The following is an 18,988-nucleotide window of genomic DNA, read 5'->3' as shown; positions in this document are numbered from 1 at the left end:
GGCTCAGAGCGTACGGACGAAGGCCGTGAAGGCGGCGGGGCTGATCGTGAAGGCCCCGCCGTCGGGGTTCTTGGAGTCCCGGACGGCGATGCGGTGGGGCTGGGCGGCGATTTCGACGCAGTCGCCGCCAGTGTCGCTGCTGTACGAAGACTTACGCCAGGTGGCGGCGCCGAGGGGCGCGCACTCGACACAGTTGCCGCCGGTGTCGCCGCTGTACGAAGACTTACGCCACCGGGCGCCCGTCAGGTCGTAGTTGGTCCCCATAACGCTCCTCCATTACGCGGGCGATCAGTGCGGCCGAGTCCTCGACAGAGAGGGCACTGGCCTGCAAGTGATCGTAACGGAGTGAACCCTCCCTGAGAGCTTGTGGGTTGGCCGTCATGTGCCCCTGAACGAAGTCTTCCGTGTACACGAGGTCCGGGTCGTCGTCGAAGCGCAGGAGCGTGAACTCGCCCATCAGCCCCGCATGCGCACCGGCCTTGTAAGGGAGGACCTGCACCTTCGCCCACTCATGCCTGTGCTGGATGTCGAGCAGGTGCTGAAGCTGCTCCCGCATGATCGCCCGGCTGCCGATCTCCTGGCGCAGCACGGCCTCGGTCATCACGCCCCAGATCAGCGGAGGCGTGTCGCGTTCAAGGATGCGCTGGCGTTCCATGCGAGCTTCGACAAGCCCGTCGATGTCACTGTCGGACCGGACACCGAGTACGGCTCGCGCGTAGTCCTCGGTCTGGAACAGGCCGTACACCAGCTGCGCATGGAACGACGAGATGAACGCCGCCCGCGCCTCCATCTCCGCATACTGCTGGAACCACGAGGGCAGCACACTCCGCAGGACCAGCCCCACCAGACGGCCGAAGAAGCCCTCCGTCAGGAGCGCGGCGTCCAGGCGGTCGGAGAGTTCCCTCGTGGGGATCTTGCGGCCCGTCTCGATCTGGCCGATCAGCGACGCGGCGCAGAAGATGCATTTGCCCAGCTGTTCCTGGGTCATACCGGCTCCCTCGCGCTTGCGGCGCAATTCGGAACCGTAGTAGTCCAGCGGCGAGGCGCTGGGATCGAGGTCTCGGATGTTGACCATGACTAAGGGTCACCCCCAACCGCACGCTGTGAGCTGATTTTTCAGCCCGTAGCCGAGCGTAACCAGATCAACTCACTCTGGTGACGTGAATCACGCAACTCACCCTTCCGAGGCGGAAGTTGGGAGGCGCTACGGGATGAACCTCACCGTCGGCGACCACTCGGCCCGGCATTTGCGCCGGATTCTCCGCCGGTATCTGACCAGCTGGTCCATGACCGTGCTGGCCGACGCGGCCGAGCTCGCGCTGACCGAGCTGGTGGCCAATGTCGTACGCCATGTGCCGAGCAGCCACTGTCAGGTGCTGCTGCTTGCGCGGCCTCATGGCATCCGTGTCGAGATCACGGACGACTGTCCGAAGCTGCCGACTCCGCCGCGGCGGCCTGCCGCCCTGTTCGACGAAGTGGCCGAACTCCCGGAGTCGGGGCGGGGGTTGTTGATTGTGGCGTCGGTGGTGGATCGGTGGGGGGTGCTGCCGCATTTGTGGGGCGGGAAGACGGTGTGGTTCGAGTGCGACGTGCGTCCGCCGGGGTGAGGGTGCGGACCGGCGTGAAACCGGCGTTCACGCCGTGGCGTGGGACGGCGCACGAGGTTACGTACGCCCTATCCGTGCTTCCACGCGCCCTGTTCACCGGGCTAGTCGTCGTGCCCCTCCCGCAGGACACTCCGACCACTGCGGGGCTCGCGCACAGCACACCGCACTCGCGGCCCCGTAGTCGTGAAAGAAGGAACAGCCATGCGCAACGCAAGATCCCGTCTCTCCGCACTAGCCGCCCTCCTGCTGACCGCGGCAGCACTCGGCAGCGCCGCCCCGACCGCCGGCGCGGCGGACAACCTCGACATCCGCATCGACCGCATCCTCGTCGTCGGTCACCGCCCCACCTTCCTCGCGGACGCTCTCCTCCACACGAACCTCGGGGCCCTCGAAACCGTCAGCGGCACGGTGTTCGACGGCGGCGTGGACGTCGGCGAGGGAGTCGTCACGGAACCCGGTAACGGCGGCACCGAGACGCTCGACATCCCGCTCACCGTGGACATCGGCACGGTCAACTCCGGTGACCGTCCCACGGTGGTGGCGGACGTCACCCAGGCCGACGGCGGCGTCGAGACCGTGTCCCACACGTTCTCGTTCACCTGCCACCTGAACGCCCTGGGCACGGGCTCCTGCTCGTAACGTCCGAAGCTAGCGGAAGCCGCCCATCGCTGCGCGGACCTCGTCCAGCGTCGTCTCCGCGATGGCGTTCGCTCGCTTGTTGCCCTCGCGCAGGACCTCTCGTACGTACGTGAGGTCCTGCGCGAGCTCGGTGCGGCGGGCGCGCAGAGGGGCGAGGAAGGTGTTGACCGAGTCCGTGACCGTGCGCTTGAGCTGGGCCGCGCCGCCGTCGCCGATCTCGGCCGCCAGGTCGTGCGGGTCGCGGGCCTGGCAGAGGGCCGCGATGTCGAGCAGGGCGGAGACGCCGGGGCGGGTGGCGGGGTCGTACGTGATGTGGCGGTCCGCGTCGGTGACGGCGCGGCGTACGACTGCGGCCGTCTCGTCGGGGGTCGCGCCGAGCGGGATGGAGTTGCCCCGGGACTTGCTCATCTTGCCGCCGTCCGTGCCGAGCAGGAGGGGAGTGGACGACAGCAGGGCCTCGGGCTCGGGGAAGACGTACCCGTAACGGTCGTTGAAGCGGCGCGCGATCGTGCGCGTGATCTCCAGGTGCGGGAGCTGGTCCTGGCCGACCGGGACGACGTCGGCTTTGCAGAACAGGATGTCGGCGGCCTGGTGCACCGGGTACGTGAACATCAGCCCGCTGACGGCGGATTGGCGCGAATGCGTGATCTCGTCCTTGACCGTGGGGTTGCGGTTCAGCTCGGCCACCGAGACGAGGCTGAGGAAGGGGAGGAGGAGCTGGTTGAGGGCGGGGACCGCGCTGTGGTTGAAGATCGTGGCGCGGGTCGGGTCGATCCCCGCCGCCAGATAGTCCAGGACCAGGCCCTCTGTGTGGGTGATCAGGTTCTCGGCCAGGTCTCTGTCGGTGATCACCTGGTAGTCGGCGGCGACGAGGAAGACCTCGGCGCCCTCGTTCTGGATGCGTACGCGGTTCTGGAGCGTGCCGAAGTAGTGGCCGAGGTGGAAGGGGCCGGTGGGACGGTCGCCGGTGAGGAGTCGCTGGGTCGGCATTGTTCTGGGGTCCTCTCTGGGGTGCGGTCGCGGTGTCGGGGACGGCCGCGGATCGCCCAGAGGGGGCGGGGTGCATGCGGGGGCATACGGCGTATGCGGGGCATGCGAAAGGGCCGTCCGTGTCGAACGGCCCTGGTCATGCGTGTGACGTGGCCGCTCCTAGGAGGAGCGCCACCAGCAGAGAGTGCTGCACCGCATGTCGGTCATGTGTGTGAGTGTGCCATACGCACCGGAGGTGCGGGGAGGGTTTCCGGCTACTTGTGGGCGTGCTGCCCGACGTAGAAGAGGAGCCAGACGAAGCCTGCGAAGAGGTGTGTGCCGAAGATGTAGAAGCCGGCGCGCAGGGCTATGCCGCGCTCCTTGCTCTTCTCTTCGTCCTCAGCCACGGTGGCCCTCCCTTGGGGTGCGTCCCTTCCAGGGTACGGGGCGGGGCGCTCCGCGCGGGGTGCCGATATTTCGTGTGCGGACCGTGCTGGGTTGCTCGCGCAGTTCCCCGCGCCCCTGAAGGCACCTCGCCGCAGCGCAACCGAAGAGGATCAAGGACTTTCCGGCTGGAGGGAGCGCCAGATTCTGTCCGGGAGGATTTTCGCCGCCTCCGCCAGGTCTATGCCCGTGTACGTCGGGGCCAGCCAGCGGCGGGCCGTCTCCGCTACCGGGCCCAGGATCAGGACGTCGATCAGGGGGGCCGGGAGTGGGGCTATCTCGCCTGCTTCGATCCTCGGGCGCATCCAGTCCACCAGGCCCTTCAGGGCGTTTTCCTTCGCCGCGCGGATCTGTTCCGTGTGGGTGGCGAGGTAGCCGGAGTACGCGGAGGCGTGGAGGAACAGGGCCGCGTCGGGGTGTTCCTCGGTGAAGCGGAGGTACGTCGTCACGATCGCCCGCACCCCCGTACGGGCCGTACGCGCGCGGGTCAGCGCCGTCGTCATCTCCGCGAACAGTTGCTCCATGCAGCGCGTGTAGAGCGCGGCGGCGAGGCCGTCGAAGCTGCCGAAGTGGTGGTAGAGGCTGCCGAGGCTGACCCCGCTGGCCGTGGTCACCGCGTTCACGGTGAAACCCTGCTGGCCGGACTCCGCGTACACGCTCAGAGCGGTGGTGAGCAGCCGGTCCACGGTGGCTTCACCGCGTGGTTGTCTAGCCACCGTGACCCGAAGTCATGGGCGTGGGAACGTACTTGGTACTGCGGTGGTGTGCGATGACGTCCGCCATGGCCGCCAGCTTAACGCAGTCGCCCGGGCCCATTGGTCTAGAAATATGTTCTAGAAACTCGCTCCGTTTTCGTACGCCCTCAGTACGTCCCGCAAGTGGTTGTCCGGGTCCCGTAGAAACAGCGCCAACAGCTCGTCCAGCGGGTCGCACAGCGGCCAGTCCGACTCGTACAGGTCCTCCCGCTCCTGCAGTTCCGCCAACTCCTCTTCCGTCAGGCGGTCCTTGGGGAGCGTGACCAGCGGCTGGGGCCTGGCGGGGCGGCCGGGCTCGGGGTCGGGCGCGCACTTCCACACCGCGCCGAAGCCGCGCACCTGCACCTCCCCCAGGTACCAGGCCGCCACCTGCATGAACGGAGAATCGGCCGCCTCGTCCGCCGCCTCGTACGAAGCGAAACGGTCGCGCACCAGGTCTTCGAGGCGGTCGAGGGAGGCGGGGCTGAAGTCCCATACGCGCGGCGCCTGTTCGAGCACTTCGCACCACGCCGGGAACGCGACCCGCTGCCGGTCCAGCCAGTCGTTCAGGCGGGGGTTGTCCGACCACTCGGGGCTGTCGATCGCGTCCATGGGTCCGGATCCTATGGCCGCGCGGGCCCGGGACCGTAACGATCCGGCAGTCGGGTGACATTGACACGTACACGCCACAATATCCCCGGGACTTCCACCACTCCCCGCCCTACTCTGTGGGGCTTGTGCGGCTCCAACACAGCACGGGGGCCCCTGGTGCCGCACACGGACCCAATCGCCACTGGGCTCCCTGGAGAATCGTGAACCATCCGATACCTCAACGGCGCATGCCCACTTGGGCGCGCCTGGCCGTCGCGCTCTCGTGCGCCGGCGCCGTGAGCCTGACCGGGCTGCCCGGTCTGAACACCGCCGAGGCCGCGACGCGGCCGAAGCCGGGCGTTCCCTGCGAGGAGCTGTACGGCCTGAACGGCAACCCGGCCACCAGCCTGCCCTGGGACCAGAACGCCACGCGTCCCAGGAGCGACTGGGACTCGTACGACTACCTCAACCAGCGCGCCTCCATGGACGGCGTCACCCTGCCCGACGACCAGGCCGAGCAGGACAAGATCCTGCGCGAGGCGGGCAACGACCCGAAGAAGTGGCCCGAGGGCGACCCGCGCAAGGTGTACGCCTCGTACAAGCGCTACCTCGACAAGAACGGGACGAACGAGTACGGCACGTTCAAGGGCTGGCTCGACGACGCGTACATCGACATGGCCGGGCGCAACCCGCGCGGCAAGGCGTTCGAGCGCAAGGTCGTCAAGGACCTCGGGCTGATCGGGCCGGACTGGATCTGCCAGGAGCCGATCGAGTACACCGACGCCAAGACCGGTGAGAAGCGCTACCGGATCTACGACGCGGTCAACCGGCGTACGAAGGAGCTCGTCGAGATCAAGTCCGGCCCGAACTACGACGGCGGGCAGGGGCCGAAGGACCGCGCCGTCCTGAGCGACCCGAAGAACCAGGACTACCGGCTGCGGGGCGTCTTCGGCCAGGAGCAGAAGGACGACACCAAGACCTTCTACCGCAACCTCGCCAAGGACTTCGGCAACGGGACCGACGGAAAGCCCCGGGTCACGACGTACGAGCATCTGTCGACGCCGAACGCGACCTTCAAACCCGGTAAGTACACGGCTTCTTCCACCGACTTCGCGCCCGAAGGCTCCGCCTCGCGCGGCGGTGCGACGGGCGCGATCAAGGGATCGGCGCCCACCCCGGAGACCATGCGCAAGCAGTTGGAGGCCGTCCGGCGCAACGACCCGAGCGGCATGCGGGTGCGCGGACCCGGTGGGGTGGACTTCTCCACGCTTGAGCTGAGTTACGTCGGCAAGCCGGTGCGGGGCAAGGGCGTCGACTACTCGTTCTCGGCCACCAAGGCGCCGCAGGAGGACGCCGGTTGGGGCGGCCAGGAGAAGGCCAGGCTCATCTCCGACGCCTACTTCGCCTGGCTCGCGCTGACCCCGGAGAAGTTCTGGGTCAACCTCAACCCGGACCAGCCCGACCGGATCATGGACCCGACGTTCGGCAAGACCGACGCCGGGCGCGTGCTGCTCCAGGCCGACCTGGAGATGAAGCACGACTACGCCAAGGACCTGGACCCGCGCCAGGGCGTCGGCAAGCAGTACTGGGACGCCATGCGGGCCGCCGGACTCTCCTGCGGGACCGTGGTGCGCAACTGGATCGTGCCCAAGCCCGCGAAGGTCCGCGCCGACGAGAACGGGCTCTACATCCTCGACGCGCCGCTGATGGTCAACTCCGTCGCCGCCGAGGTCAACACGCCCAGCCCGAACGGGAAGTGCGACCTGACCCCGGCCCAGCGCGAGACCTCGCAGCGCCTGGTCGACCAGATCGTCATCCCCGACGTCGAGCACAAGGTGAACACCGCGCCGCAGTACGCGGACCTGCGCCGCGTCTACAGCGCGCGCGTGGCGGCCGAGTACGTACGCCAGCAGGACGCCGCGTCCCCGACCGACTACCACGCGATCATCAACAGCAACGATGTCCGCAAGTGGCCGATCCAGGGGAAGAACAAGGGCTGGACGCCGCGCCAGACGTGGGACGACTACGTGAAGTCGTTCACCAAGGGCGACTACAGCTACCCGTGCGAGATGGCCGGACAGCAGAAGATCTGCGTCATGGGCGGCGTCGACTTCTCCAAGAGCCCCAAGCGCAACATCAGCCGTACGGAGTTCACCACCCAGCACCGGCAGCTGCCGCGCTCCACGCAGACGGCCGTCAAGGCGATGACGGTCTCCGCCGACAACGACCGTCTGATGCTGCTCGGCGGCAACACCAAGATGCCCGCGGGCGGCGGTGACGACGGCGGCAACCCGACGCCGACGCCCACCCACAAGCCCACCCCCGGGCCCTCCACCCCGGCGACCCACGCCCCTTCGCCGGGCCACAGCACCCCACCGGCCCAGGGCCCGTCCCAGCACGCGGGCGGCGGCCTGGCCAGCACCGGCACACAGGTCCTCACCATCGGGGGGATCGCCGCGGCGCTCCTCGCGGCGGGCGGGGGTCTGGTGTGGTGGCGGCGCCGTCGTATGACGGTCGGCGGCTGACCCGATCAGTACAGTTCCCCGCGCCTTTAAGGGGCGCGGGGAACTGCGCGACCAGCCACGCACGGTCCGCAGACGAATATCCGCCCTCCCAGCGGAGCGTTCAGTCCTCCCGCGTGTAGAACACGTAGAACGCCGCCGCGAACATCGCGCCGCCGAGCAACGCGCCCATCATCGACGCGCCGAAGACGCTCTCGCCGGACTGGGCGTACAGGAAGCCCGTGCCCGCGCCGAACAGCGCGCCGAACGCCGCGCCCCGGACCTCGCGCATCAGGCGGCCCTGGATCATCAGCAGACCCAGGCCGAGAGCGGCGATCACGATGCCGGAGACCAGGCCGAGCCCGATGTTCGCGGCGGTCACGTCACCGCCCCGGCGGTTGATGGAGGCGGTCCAGAAGCCGTAGAAGATCCCGATGACCACCGGCGTGGCGATCAGGGCCGAGGGCAGCCGGGTACGGGGCGCCGATCCCGTGCGGACCGGTCCCGGCATGGCGGCGTGTGCGGACATGGCGGCACTCCTTCCACTCCACTCTTCCCCCATACAGCCCACACCCGCGCGCCCCGACCGGCAACCCGGGGTTCGCTGGACCCGTGCGACTCTCCTTCACCGCCGCCGGACTCGGCCTCGCCGCAGGTGGCCTCGGCCTGCGCGGTCTGGTCGCCCTCGGCCGCGTCCTGACCATCGCCGACCTGCCCGCGTACGGGGATCCGGACGTCGCCGCCGACGTCTACGACGCGCTCACCGGCGCCCTGTCCACCACCGCGTGGTGCGCGGTCGCGGCGGGTCTCGCCCTCGCCGTCACGGCCTGGTTCGGCGGCCGCGTGGGCCGCTCGTAAGACATGGGCCCTTCGTCAACCCGGCCTCCCCGGCGGATACTTCAGGTCTGACGCGCACCCGCCGACCGGGAGGGCATCGACTTGGACACCGTGGGCACCGCCCCGACCTGGCCCTCGACGGACGCGCCGGTACGGTCTCCCGGGCGCGGGCACCCCTGGCGGCGGGCCGCCGCCGTCGTGGCCGCGCTGCTGCTCGCGCTGGTCAGCGCCGTGGTGGGGTGCCGGATCGCCGACTCCGACGGGGTCACGCCGGTGCCGCAGCTGCTCGCGTTCCTGCCGTGGCTGCTTGTGCCGGGAGCCGTCGCGCTGCTGCTCGCCGCGTTCGGGCGGTGGCGGACCGGGATGGCGTGGGCGGTTCTCGCGCTCGCGGTCACCGGCTGGTTCACCCAGCCGTACGGCGCCGAGACCACCCGGCCGCAGGGCCAGGTCCTCGCCCAGCTGCGGGTCCTGACCTCCAACACCGAATTCGGCTGGGCCACCGACGACTTGATCGCCACCGTGCGGCGCGAGAAGCCGGACCTCGTCTTCGTCGAGGAGTGCGCCTTCGTCTGCGCGGACGGCCTTGAGCAGCGGGTACCGAAGGCCGACTACCCGTACCGCGATGTCGTACGCGAGGACGGCTCGGCCGGGTCGGCGATCCTCAGCCGCTTCCCGCTGCGGGACGCGCCCGTGATCCCCTCCGAGATGGCGATGCCGGGGGCGGTGACGGTGATCGGGGGCAAGGACGTACGGCTCCAGCTCGCGCACCCGATGCCGCCGCTGCCGGGCGAGGAGGCGAAGTGGCACCGGGAGCTGGGGCGGGTGCGGGACTTCGCGGCAGCCTCGAAGGGGCAGGCGGTGATCCTCGCCGGGGACTTCAACGCCACCCAGGACCACGCCCTGTTCCGCTCGGTCCTGGACGCGGGCGCCCTGCACGACAGCGCCCGCCTCACCGGCCACTCCCGTACGTACTCCTGGCCCGCCGACCGCACCACGCCCTTCCGCACCCAGATCGACCATGTGCTCGTCAGCGGCCGGGACTTCAAGGCCACGGCGTCCCGCTTCCTGACCGTGCGCGGCACCGACCACCGGGCGCTGCTGGTGGACCTGTCGTTGTACGGAGGGTGATGGTCCGGGGTGCGACGGGCGCCGGGGTGGGCGAGGATCGGAGCGTCCCCGGGGGCGGAGCAGGAGGCGTACGCGTATGCGCGCTGTCGCGGTGCAGACCTTCCGGGCCGAGCCGGAGCTCGTCCAGCTGCCCAAGCCCGAGCCCGGACCCGGCGAAGTGCTCATCAAGATCGACTACGCCGCCCTGAACCCCTTCGACTGGCAGGTCGCCGACGGGCTCCTGGACGGCCGGGTCCCGCATGTCTTCCCGCTGGTCCTCGGCCTGGACTTCGCCGGGCGCGTGGACGTGGTCGGGCCCGGCGAGAACCGGTTCGTGGTGGGCGACGCGGTGTACGGCCAGGCGGGCCGCCCGCCGGTGGGCACAGGGACGTACGCGGAGTACGTGACGATGCCGCACGACACCACGATCGCCGGAGTGCCCGACGGGCTCGCCCTGCGGGCCGCTGCCGCCCTGCCCACGTCGGGGATGACCGCCCTGGAGATCCTGCGCACCACCACGCCCCTGGACGCGGGCGCGACCATGCTGATCGTGGGCGCGGCGGGCGGCGTCGGCAGCGCGCTCACCCAACTGGCCGCCGCGCGCGACATCCGCGTCGTGGCGGCGGTGCGGGGCGACGAGCGGGAGCGGATGCGGGCGCTGGGCGCGGCGGTGAGCGTCGACACCACCGAGCAGTCGGTACGGGAGGCGTGCACGGGCGGGGTGGACATGCTGGTCGACCTGGTGTCGGTGGACGCGGAGTCGTTCGGCGCGTACGCGGGTCTGGTGCGCTCGGGCGGGACCGCGCTGAGCACCCGGGGTGCGGCGGCACCCGGACAGGGCGTCAACTTCCAGCTGACGGCGACGGGCGCGCTGCTCGACGCGCTGGCGGAGGCCGCGCTCGCGGGCGAGGTGCACGTGCCCGTGGAGGCCGAGTACCCGTTGGAGAAGGCACCGGAGGCGCTGGCGCGGAACCGGTCGGGCGGGGCGCGCGGCAAGACGCTGCTCGTCCCGTAGTCGGTGGGCCGCCCGAAATCTTTTCCACACCCTGTGGAAAAGATTTCACGGCTCAGCGATTCACGATCCGCGCACAAAGATCCATTGTGCCCAAGACCTGCCCAAAAGGACCCGATCGCAGTGATCGCATACTGATGCCATGGGTGATCAGCTCGACGTGGACGAGGACCGGGACGGCCGGGGACGGGTGCGGCTCGCGCCGCCGCAGTGGCTGGTCAGCGGGTTGCGACCACAGAACACCCCGATTCCCTGGCCCGCCGTCGGGCGCGCCGGCATCGCCCTGGCGGCCCCGCTCGCCGTCGGTTTCGCCACCGACCAGGCCGCGTACGGCGCCCTTGTGTCGATGGGCGCGCTGTCCGGGGTCATCGGCGACACGGCCGACGCGTACCGGATGCGGGTCTTCAACATCGCGGTGCCGCAGCTGTTCGGCGCGATCGGCGTCACGCTGGGCACGCTCGTGTACGGGGACGGCTGGCTCGCGGTCGGCGCGCTGACCCTGGTCGCGCTCGTCTCCGGGATGATCTCGTCGATCGGCGCGGTGGCCTCCGTATCGGGGCTGCTGCTCCTGCTGAACGCGGTGGTCGGGGCCGGGCTTCCGATGCCGTCGCCGTGGTGGAAGGCGCCGCTGCTGCTCAGCCTCGGCGGGCTGTTCGTGCTGCTGCTGAGCCTGCTCGGCTGGCCGTGGCGCAACCGGGTCCCGGAGCGGGCCGCCGTCGCCGCGACGTACCGTTCGGCCGCCGATCTCCTTGAGGCGGCGGGCACCAAGGCGTACGACGCCAAGCGGCAGGCGGTCACGCAGTCGCTCAACACCGCGTACGACCTGGTGCTCGCCCGCCGCACCCGCGACCACGGCCGGCGCAGCCCCCTGGTGCGGCTGCTGGCGCAGCTGAACGTGGTGATCCCGCTGGTGGAAGCGGCTCCGGCGGCGCATCTGCGCGGCCGTCCGCTGCCTGCCGAAATCCCTTCTGCGGTACGGGAGTTGGCGACAGCGGTGGAGGAGGGCCGGACGGGTCCGGTCCCCGACCTCGCGCTGCCCGAGCCGGGGAAGCCGTCCGAGCGGGCCGTGGACGCGGCGCTCCGTCACGCGGCCGTCGTGGTGCACAAGCCGGACCCCGACCCGTACAACGTCGACGACCGGCTCGGCCGCCCGGCGGCGCTGCGGATCCGGGTGCGGCGGGGTGCGCGCACGGTCCTGTTCTCGGAGTCGTCCTGGCGGTACGGCCTGCGGCTGGCGCTCTGCATCGGCCTTGCGCAGTCGCTGGTGTCGCTGGTGCCGGTGCCGCGCTCGTACTGGGTGGCGCTGACCGTCACGTTCGTCCTCAAGCCCGACTTCGGGTCGGTGTTCTCGCGGGCGGTGCTGCGTGCGCTGGGCACGGCGGTCGGGCTGGTGACTGCTGCTGCGGTGCTGTCCGAGGTGCCGCGCGGGTGGTGGGACGTGCCGGTGATGGTGGTGCTCGCGGCGCTGATCCCGGCGTTCTCGGCGAAGGGGTACGCGTTCCAGACGGCCGCGATCACCCCGGTGATCCTGCTCCTCTCCGACCTCCTCAACCACCAGGGGTTCCACCTGGTGCTGCCGCGCCTGTGGGACAGCCTGATCGGGTGCGGGATCTCGCTGGTCGCGGGGTATCTGCTGTGGCCGGAGAGCTGGCACACGCGGATCGGTGACCGGCTGGCGGACGCGGTGGCTGATGCTGCGGCGTATGTGGAGTACGCGTTTGCGGCGGGGGTGGGGGACGATGCGGAGCGGGTGCGTCGGCGTCGCCGGATCTACCGGGATCTGTCGGTCGTGCGGTCCGAGTTCCAGCGTGCGCTGACGGAGCCGCCGCCGGTGGGGGCGCGGGCGGCGGCGTGGTGGCCGCTGGTCGTCGCCGCCGAGCGGATCGTCGACGCGACGACCGCTGCGCGTGTACGTGTGAATCACGGGGCGTCCCCGCCGACGCCGTCGGAGGTTTCCGATGCGTCGCGCGAGCTGCGGGAGCTGGCCGAGGGGTTGCGGGCCTCGGACACGCTGGTGGAGGTCCAGGCGGCGCTTCCGGGCGACGAGACCGGGGTCTTGGCTCCGCTGCGCCACGAGATCCGTGCGGCGCGGGCCATTGCGTCGCCGATGCGGTGATTCGACTGCGGGCGGGTGGGGGCTGATCGCGGAGTTCCCCGCGCCCCTTTTGGCCCCCACCCCGCCCCTTCCCGAAACTCTCCGAGGGGTGTTGTTCGGCTGCGGATCGTGCTGGGTTGCTCGCGCAGTTCCCCGCGCCCCTGGGTATTCAGGGGCGCGGGGAACTGCGCGATCAGCCCCCACCGGGCCGCAGACGAACGACATCCGCCGGAGGCTTTCGGGAAGGGGTGGGGTGGGGATCGTTAAAACAGGGGCAACTGGCCGGGGAAGGGGGCCAGTTCGAAGCCGTCGAGCGTTCGCTGCGCCGCATCCAAGGGTGCCCGCACCTTGGATCCCGGGCAGAGTGTCAACTCCCCGCCGCCCGCCGCAGAGGCGCGCCGCGGATCATGGCGTACATACTTGCCCGCCACGACAGCCACGGCACGGCCGCAGGACGGACACGGGCGGCGGGGAGAGACACTCGGCATGCCGTTCATGCTGCCAGAGGGGTACGACACACCGCCCCCGACGGCACGGGCACGGTCAAACGGCACGCCGAGACCGGACAGCTACCGCATCACGCCGCAGGCTTGAAGGCGGAGGACAGCCCGTACTGCCACAGCTGATTCACCTGCGCCCGCTCATTGGCGTCCGGGTACGGGTTCGTACACGACGGCCCGGGCCCGCCGCCCGACATCAGCTCGCTGCACGGCCCCGAGTAGTGGTCCGGCAGACCGAGGACGTGCCCGGTCTCGTGGGCGACGACGCGGACCGAGTAGTACTCCTGGTTCTGCTGGTAGTCGAGGAAGATGTACCCGCTGCCGTGCCCGTCCGTGGACGCGTACGAGCCCTGCGGGTCACTGCCCTCGTAGTACGAGAAGTCGGCGCCGCCGGAGGACTCCTGAAGGCGGACGTTCTGCACGGACGAGTTCCAGATCTGCGCGGCCTGGGCTATCTCGCTGCGGAAGCTGGGCGCGTTGTCGGTGCTGTAGGAGACGGTGACGGAGGCCGCGAGCGGGTGGGCGGCCCGCTTCTTGGCCACGGACTTCATCACGGCGTTGTAGAACGCCTTGTTGTTGGCGGCCTCCTTGGCGGAACCGGCGTACGTCGAGCCGTGCGAAACGTACGCCGAGTATGCCGACGAAGAAGGCGCGGTGGCGGCGTTGGCGGGGATGGCCCCGAGTCCGGCGAGCGCCAGACCCAGTGCGGTGGACAGGGAGAGGACGAGGGTCCTTTGGTGTCTCATGGGGGGCTCCTGGTCGTCCGTTCATGGCGGCCCGGTGAGTTGCCGGACGCCACAGAGAGTGCGGCTGCCGGTGGGTCGCCGGGCGCCGCTTGTGGGTGCGGACCCCGGTGGGTCGCCGGGGGCCACGGTGAGTGTCGGCGACCGGAGCGCACCCCGGGATGATGACAACCGGCGATAACTCCGCGCTATCGGAAGGGATTCGGCCGTCTGGTGCGGGACATGACAATCCCTTTACCCTCGGAGCCATGGAGCTCGATGTGAGACATCTCCGCACCCTCTGCGCGATCGCGGAGACCGGCAGTCTGCACCGGGCCGCCCGGCGGCTCGGAACCAGCCAGCCCGCGCTGACCACGCAACTGCGGCGCATCGAGCACTCGTTGGGCGGCATGCTCTTCTTCCGCGAGCGCACCGGCTGCCGCCCCACCCCGCTCGGCCAGACCGTCCTCAGCCGCGCCCGCCCGCTGCTCGCGGGGATGGACGCGCTGGTCACCGAGGTACGGGCGGCCGCCGCCGGGGTCGACGGGCGGCCCCGGCTCCGGCTCGGCTCGACCGCCAGCCGGGCCATTCCGGGCTGGCTGCGGCGGCTGCGCGAGCGCCTGCCCGGCACCGAGACCCAACTCCACGTCGCCGTCTCCGCCAACGCCCTGCTCGGCCTGGTCGCGCTCGGCGAGCTCGACGTGGCCTTCGTGCACGAGGTGGAGGGATGCCCGCTGCGCGTGCCGGACGGCCTCGACCAGCGCGTACTCCTGGAGCGCGAGCCGCAGTTCATCTCGCTCTGTGCCGACCACCCGGCGGCCCGCCAGGACGTGGTGGAGCTCGCGGACCTCGCCGGGGACCGGTGGATGGTCGATCCGAGCGTGGACGGCGAATGGGACGGGCTGCGCCGGATGCTGACCGCCGCCGGGCTCAACCCCCGGGTGCTGCACGGCGATTACCTCACCGCCGCGAACCTGGTCGCCACCGGCGAGGTCGTCACCCCCTGCCAGCCGACCTCGCGCCCGCGCTCCGACATGGCGGTGCGCCCGCTGCGCGGCGACCCGCTGGGGGTGCGGCTGCTGCTCGCCACCCGGCAGGGGGCGGACGCGGAGCGGGAGGCGCTGTACGGGACGGTGCACTCGGCGCTGGAGGAGGCGTACTGGGAGGCGGCCCGGCAGTCCGCGCCCTACCGGGCATGGCTGGCCCGGCCACTGCTGCGGGCATCGGGGGCCAGGGGCCGCCAGGTGGCGTGGCAGGCGGCGCTGCTGGAACTGGAGCCCCGTTACGAAGCGGGACTCGATGGCGGACGCGATGGCGGTCTGCCCGGGCACGGTCCGGCCCGGCGGGCGCACGGCCCGGGCGCGGGCCTCGGTCCCGCGGGCGGCCGGTGACGTACTCGCCGCCGACTGCGCTTGTGGGGATCGCCCGGGTGGAGGAGTACCGGCACTCCTCCGAGTACACGGGTTCGGCAGCACTGGGGCAGCGGGCTCCCGGTGACCGAGATCCCTCCCACGTGCGACCACGGACTCGGGGGGTGGGTGGCCGGGCTCGGTGGCCGACGGGCTCAACTGTCTCGCGCACTCGGCTGGTTGTACCGGCCTCGGCGTACAGGCGCGGGAGCGCGTGACGCGGGTGCCGTGGATGTACACGGGTGATCCGGGGCGGCAGATCGCGCGCCGGCGGGAGCGGGCGTCGTGGGGCCGGGGCCGCGTCGGGGACGCAACCGGTACGACGTCGTCCGCCCCCTGCCGAGGATGACCGGATCGGATCGCTAACCTTACGTGTCCGCGCTCGTGTCCCCCGCTCACGCGGCGTGGACGTGCATCGCACCCAACTTATGCGAAAGGCCTCGCCCATGGGCATTCGGAGCTTGCTGCGCAAAGTGTTCGGACGCGGTGACGCGGACGCGTCGGGGGAGGTAGCGGCTGCGGCCCCGGAGGCGTCGTCGGCCGGGGAGTCGGCGTCGGCTGCGGCTTCCGTTGCCGTCGAGGAGTCGGCCTCGGTTTCCGCTTCGGTGGAGGAGCCGGCACCGGTTGCCGTCACGGTTCCGGCGCCCGCCGAGGAGACCGCCGTCCCGACCGTGCCCGCCCCGGCCCGGCGTGACCTCTCCCCGGCCGAGGAACTGGTCGCGGCGGCGTTCGACGCCCCGTCGCGCCCGGCGGTCCCGGCCCCGTCCCGCCCGTCGGAGGACGCCCCGGTGTCCGGCCCGACGGAAGACGCCCCGGCCGCCGTCCCGGCCGCCGAGCTGCCGCAGCCCCGGGCCGCGGAGTCGGAGCCTGAGCCCGAGCCGATGCCCGATCCGGCGCCCGTACCCAAGCCGGAGCCCGAGCCTGATCCGGTGCCGGATGCCGAGACCGTGGCCGAGGTGGTCGAGGCCGAGGCCGTGGAGCCCGAGGTTGAGGTTTCGGCCGAGGCCGTGGTGGCTGAGGCCGAGCCGGAGCCCGAGGTTGAGGTCGTGGTTTCGGCCGAGCCCGAGGTTGAGGCCGTTGTCGAGGTTCCGGCCGAGCCTGAAGTTCTGGTCGAGGCCGAGGTCGTAGTGGCTGAGGCCGAACCGGAGCCCGAGGCCGTCGTCGCCAAGGCCGCGCTCTCGCTGCCGCGCGTCAAGTCCCGTGCGCCCGGGCTCGTCGAGCACTACAAGGCCGCCGGAGCGCAGCTGCGCAAGGCGGGGCTCGTCGGGCGGCGCGCCCGGGTGTACCTCGTGCTCGACCGGTCCGGGTCGATGCGGCCGTTCTACAAGGACGGCAGCGTCCAGCACCTCGCCGAGCAGACGCTCGCGCTCGCGGCGCACCTCGACGAGGACGCGACCGTCCACACCGTCTTCTTCTCCACCGAGCTGGACGGGACCGTCGACCTCTCCCTCACCTCGTACGAGAACGTCGTCGACGAGACGCATGCCTCGCTGGGGCGTATGGGGCGGACGAGCTATCAGGTTGCCGTCGAGGCGGTCGTGGAGCACTACGAGAAGAGCCAGTACGACGGGCCCGCGCTGGTCGTCTTCCAGACTGATGGGGCGCCGGACGCGAAGGTTGCGGCTCGGCAGGCGCTGGCCGACGCTTCCGGGGCGGCGGTGTTCTGGCAGTTCGTCGCGTTCGGGGACGACGACAGCAAGGCGTTCGACTTCTTGCGGAAGCTGGATGCGCCGAATGCCGCGTTCCTGCATGCGGGGCCTGCGCCGCGGGATCTGGCGGACGCGGCGTTCTACAAGGGCGTGCTGTCGGGGTTCGCCCAGCGGGGCTGATTGCGTCGTTGTTCGGGTGCGGGTCGTGGGGGGCTTGTCGCGCAGTTCCCCGCGCCCCTAGGTAGTCGGCCGCAGCCGGAGAACTCAGCTCAGCCACCAGCATTTAGGGGCGCGGGGAACTGCGCGACAAGCCCCCACCGGGCCGCACCCGACTGACAACCGCCGGAGGCTTTCGGGAAGGGGCGGGGTGGGGGAAGCTACCCGATCAGCCCCCACCGGCCCGCGGCAAAGCGACCGTCACCGCCAACCCGCCCCCCACCAGCGGCGTCGCCGTGGCTGCGCCGCCGTGGGCCACGGCAACCGAGCGGACTATCGACAGGCCCAGGCCCGCCCCCGGCCCCAGACGGTCGCGGCCCTCCCCCCGGCGGAACGGTTCGAAGAGGTCCGCAACCGCCTCCGGCGGGACCACCGCACCCCCCGGGTTCGAGACCGTCAACTCGCCGTCGGACAGCGCCACTTCGACCTTCCCACCGTCCTCGTGGTACGTCACCGCGTTCGCCAGCAGGTTGGCTGTCAGGCGGGACAGCAGCGCCCGGTTGCCGGAGACGTACATGGCCGAAGAAACCGTCACCGTCACGCACGGATACCGCGCCGCCTCCTCCCGTACGACCTCCGCGAAGTCCACGTCCTCCCTCCGCTCAAGGCCCCGCTCGCTGCGGGCCAGCATCAGCAGGCCCTCGATGAGCGCCTCGCTGCGGCGGTTGTTGTCGAGGAGGGTCGTACGCGTACGGGCGAGGTCGGCCGGGGACGGGTCGTCGTCGAGGCCGATCTGGATCGCCGCGCGCTGGGTGGCCAGCGGGGTACGAAGCTCGTGCGACGCGTTCGCGATGAAACGGCGCTGGCTGTCGAACGCCTTCTCCAGGCGGCCCAGGAGTTGGTCGACCGTGTCGCCGAGCTCCTTGAGCTCGTCGTCCGGGCCCGCCGCGCCGATCCGCTCATGCAGCGTGTCCGCCGACACCCGCCGCGCCCGTTCCGTCATCGTGTGCACCGGCCGCAGCAGCCGCCCCGCCGTGTACCAGCCGACCACCACCGCGAGCAGCGCCACACCGAGCAGCGCCATCGACGACCACACCAGCGTCTGCTGCGAGGCCGCCTCGCTCACGTCCTGGCTGACCTGGCGCACGGTCAGCGGCGCGAGCACCGGGCCCTGGGTGCCGCGCGCCGCCGCGAACGGCTGCGCGAGCCCCACAGTCGTCGCACGCGTGGCGATCGTCTGCGCCTGCTCCTCCGTACCGGCCCGGGACAGCAGGTTCACCACGCCGAGCAGCACCGCGCCGAGCACCAGGAACACCGCGCCGAAGATCAGCGCGATCCGCGTACGGATCACAGGGCGTACCCCACGCCCTGGACGGTACGGATCAGCGCGGGCTCGCCCAGCTTGCCGCGCAGCTTGCTCAGACAGACGCGGACCGCGCCCGTGAACGGGTCCGCGTTCGCGTCCCAGGCCCGTTCGAGAAGGTCCTCCGCCGAGACCGTTCCCCCGTCCGCCTCCAGGAGGATCTGGAGGACCGCGAACTCCTTCGGGGAGAGGTCGAGCGCCTGGCCCTCGCGCGTCGCCGTGCGGCGCACCGTGTCCAGGCGCAGCCCCGCCTTCTCAAGCACCGGCGGCACCGGCCTCGCACTCCGCCGCCGCAGCGCCCGCACCCGCGACACCAGCTCCGGGAACTCGAACGGCTTGCCCAGATAGTCGTCGGCCCCCAGGTCCAGGCCCTCCACCCGGTCCTCCGTCGACGCGGACGCGGTGAGCATCAGGATGCGGGTGCGGGCCGAGGAGGCGACCAGGGTGCGGGCCACCTCGTCGCCGTGCACCCGGGGCAGGTCGCGGTCGAGGACGACCACGTCGTAGTCGTGCAGCCCCAGGTAGGCGAGTGCCGCGTCGCCGCTGTAGACGGTGTCGACGGCGAAACCGGCCCGCCGCAGCCCGGTGGCGACCAGCTCCGCGAGGACTTCCTCGTCCTCGGCGACCAGTACCCGCATGTCGTGTTCCCTCTG

At 71.0% G+C, this 18,988-nt stretch carries 19 protein-coding genes; 9 read left to right on the top strand and 10 right to left on the bottom strand.

Going from position 1 to position 18,988, the window contains the following annotated elements; genetic code table 11:
• Positions 1-3: 3 nt before the first annotated feature.
• Both ACT1U9_RS16155 and ACT1U9_RS16150 read right to left on the bottom strand, forming a co-directional pair.
• Complete coding sequence (locus ACT1U9_RS16155; protein ID WP_444533446.1) at positions 4-264, bottom strand: DUF397 domain-containing protein; 261 nt, start codon at positions 262-264, stop codon at positions 4-6.
• Positions 224-1,075, bottom strand: coding sequence for a helix-turn-helix domain-containing protein (locus ACT1U9_RS16150; RefSeq protein ID WP_444533445.1), 852 nt, complete (start codon positions 1,073-1,075; stop codon positions 224-226). Before ACT1U9_RS16150 ends, ACT1U9_RS16155 begins: the two co-directional genes overlap by 41 nt.
• A 136-nt stretch (positions 1,076-1,211) precedes the next feature.
• Here ACT1U9_RS16150 and ACT1U9_RS16145 point away from each other — a divergent pair, with 136 nt between their 5' ends.
• Together ACT1U9_RS16145 and ACT1U9_RS16140 are read left to right on the top strand one after the other, a co-directional pair.
• Entirely contained in the window at positions 1,212-1,607 is a 396-nt protein-coding gene (locus ACT1U9_RS16145; RefSeq protein ID WP_444533444.1) for an ATP-binding protein, read from the top strand.
• 201 nt (positions 1,608-1,808) lie between these two features.
• Positions 1,809-2,246 (top strand): hypothetical protein, encoded by a 438-nt coding sequence (locus ACT1U9_RS16140; RefSeq protein ID WP_444533443.1) that lies wholly within the window; start codon positions 1,809-1,811, stop codon positions 2,244-2,246.
• A gap of 9 nt (positions 2,247-2,255) precedes the next feature.
• Here the strand turns inward: ACT1U9_RS16140 and trpS are convergent, their stop codons facing one another.
• From trpS to ACT1U9_RS16120, 4 genes are all read right to left on the bottom strand, one after another.
• Complete coding sequence (gene trpS / locus ACT1U9_RS16135) at positions 2,256-3,236, bottom strand: tryptophan--tRNA ligase (protein WP_444538967.1); 981 nt, start codon at positions 3,234-3,236, stop codon at positions 2,256-2,258.
• 254 nt (positions 3,237-3,490) lie between these two features.
• Entirely contained in the window at positions 3,491-3,622 is a 132-nt protein-coding gene (locus ACT1U9_RS16130; RefSeq protein WP_317453778.1) for a DUF6126 family protein, read from the bottom strand.
• A 150-nt stretch (positions 3,623-3,772) separates the two neighbouring features.
• On the bottom strand, positions 3,773-4,345 hold the full coding sequence (locus tag ACT1U9_RS16125; protein WP_444538966.1) for a TetR/AcrR family transcriptional regulator: 573 nt from the start codon (positions 4,343-4,345) through the stop codon (positions 3,773-3,775).
• A gap of 147 nt (positions 4,346-4,492) precedes the next feature.
• The gene (locus ACT1U9_RS16120) at positions 4,493-5,005 is read right to left on the bottom strand and encodes a hypothetical protein (RefSeq protein ID WP_444538965.1); all 513 of its coding nucleotides are present in this window, start codon (positions 5,003-5,005) and stop codon (positions 4,493-4,495) included.
• A 227-nt stretch (positions 5,006-5,232) separates the two neighbouring features.
• Here ACT1U9_RS16120 and ACT1U9_RS16115 point away from each other — a divergent pair, with 227 nt between their 5' ends.
• Positions 5,233-7,509 carry an LPXTG cell wall anchor domain-containing protein gene (locus ACT1U9_RS16115; protein ID WP_444538964.1) on the top strand — a complete coding sequence of 759 codons (2,277 nt, stop codon included), beginning with the start codon at positions 5,233-5,235 and terminating at the stop codon, positions 7,507-7,509.
• Positions 7,510-7,609: 100 nt separating this feature from the next.
• On the opposite strand, the gene ACT1U9_RS16110 is transcribed toward ACT1U9_RS16115, so the two are convergent.
• Positions 7,610-8,014, bottom strand: a complete 405-nt coding sequence (locus ACT1U9_RS16110) for a hypothetical protein (protein WP_444538963.1) — start codon at positions 8,012-8,014, stop codon at positions 7,610-7,612.
• 83 nt (positions 8,015-8,097) lie between these two features.
• Here ACT1U9_RS16110 and ACT1U9_RS16105 point away from each other — a divergent pair, with 83 nt between their 5' ends.
• The 4 genes from ACT1U9_RS16105 to ACT1U9_RS16090 all read left to right on the top strand — a co-directional run bounded on the left by ACT1U9_RS16105 (position 8,098) and on the right by ACT1U9_RS16090 (position 12,557).
• Entirely contained in the window at positions 8,098-8,343 is a 246-nt protein-coding gene (locus ACT1U9_RS16105; protein WP_444538962.1) for a hypothetical protein, read from the top strand.
• 75 nt (positions 8,344-8,418) lie between these two features.
• Positions 8,419-9,450 (top strand): endonuclease/exonuclease/phosphatase family protein, encoded by a 1,032-nt coding sequence (locus ACT1U9_RS16100; protein WP_444539128.1) that lies wholly within the window; start codon positions 8,419-8,421, stop codon positions 9,448-9,450.
• A gap of 76 nt (positions 9,451-9,526) precedes the next feature.
• Positions 9,527-10,444: an NADP-dependent oxidoreductase gene (locus tag ACT1U9_RS16095; protein WP_444538961.1), complete on the top strand. Its 918-nt coding sequence runs from the start codon at positions 9,527-9,529 to the stop codon at positions 10,442-10,444.
• Between the two features lie 139 nt (positions 10,445-10,583).
• Entirely contained in the window at positions 10,584-12,557 is a 1,974-nt protein-coding gene (locus ACT1U9_RS16090) for an FUSC family protein (protein WP_444538960.1), read from the top strand.
• A 556-nt stretch (positions 12,558-13,113) separates the two neighbouring features.
• Here the strand turns inward: ACT1U9_RS16090 and snpA are convergent.
• Complete coding sequence (gene snpA / locus ACT1U9_RS16085; protein WP_444538959.1) at positions 13,114-13,782, bottom strand: snapalysin; 669 nt, start codon at positions 13,780-13,782, stop codon at positions 13,114-13,116.
• 245 nt (positions 13,783-14,027) lie between these two features.
• Here snpA and ACT1U9_RS16080 point away from each other — a divergent pair, with 245 nt between their 5' ends.
• Together ACT1U9_RS16080 and ACT1U9_RS16075 are read left to right on the top strand one after the other, a co-directional pair.
• Positions 14,028-15,149 (top strand): LysR family transcriptional regulator, encoded by a 1,122-nt coding sequence (locus tag ACT1U9_RS16080; protein WP_444538958.1) that lies wholly within the window; start codon positions 14,028-14,030, stop codon positions 15,147-15,149.
• A 464-nt stretch (positions 15,150-15,613) separates the two neighbouring features.
• Positions 15,614-16,996: a VWA domain-containing protein gene (locus ACT1U9_RS16075; protein ID WP_444538957.1), complete on the top strand. Its 1,383-nt coding sequence runs from the start codon at positions 15,614-15,616 to the stop codon at positions 16,994-16,996.
• 205 nt (positions 16,997-17,201) lie between these two features.
• Here ACT1U9_RS16075 and ACT1U9_RS16070 read toward each other — a convergent pair whose 3' ends face one another.
• Positions 17,202-18,323, bottom strand: a complete 1,122-nt coding sequence (locus tag ACT1U9_RS16070) for a sensor histidine kinase (RefSeq protein WP_444538956.1) — start codon at positions 18,321-18,323, stop codon at positions 17,202-17,204.
• Positions 18,320-18,973: a response regulator transcription factor gene (locus tag ACT1U9_RS16065; protein WP_444538955.1), complete on the bottom strand. Its 654-nt coding sequence runs from the start codon at positions 18,971-18,973 to the stop codon at positions 18,320-18,322. Before ACT1U9_RS16065 ends, ACT1U9_RS16070 begins: the two co-directional genes overlap by 4 nt.
• Between the last annotated feature and the right edge of the window lie 15 nt (positions 18,974-18,988).

The sequence above is a fragment of the Streptomyces sp. BR1 genome, assembly GCF_052373795.1.
Taxonomy (GTDB): domain Bacteria; phylum Actinomycetota; class Actinomycetes; order Streptomycetales; family Streptomycetaceae; genus Streptomyces.
The sequence above is the reverse complement of the archived record's forward strand: the minus strand, read 5'-3'. Positions and strand labels throughout refer to the sequence as shown.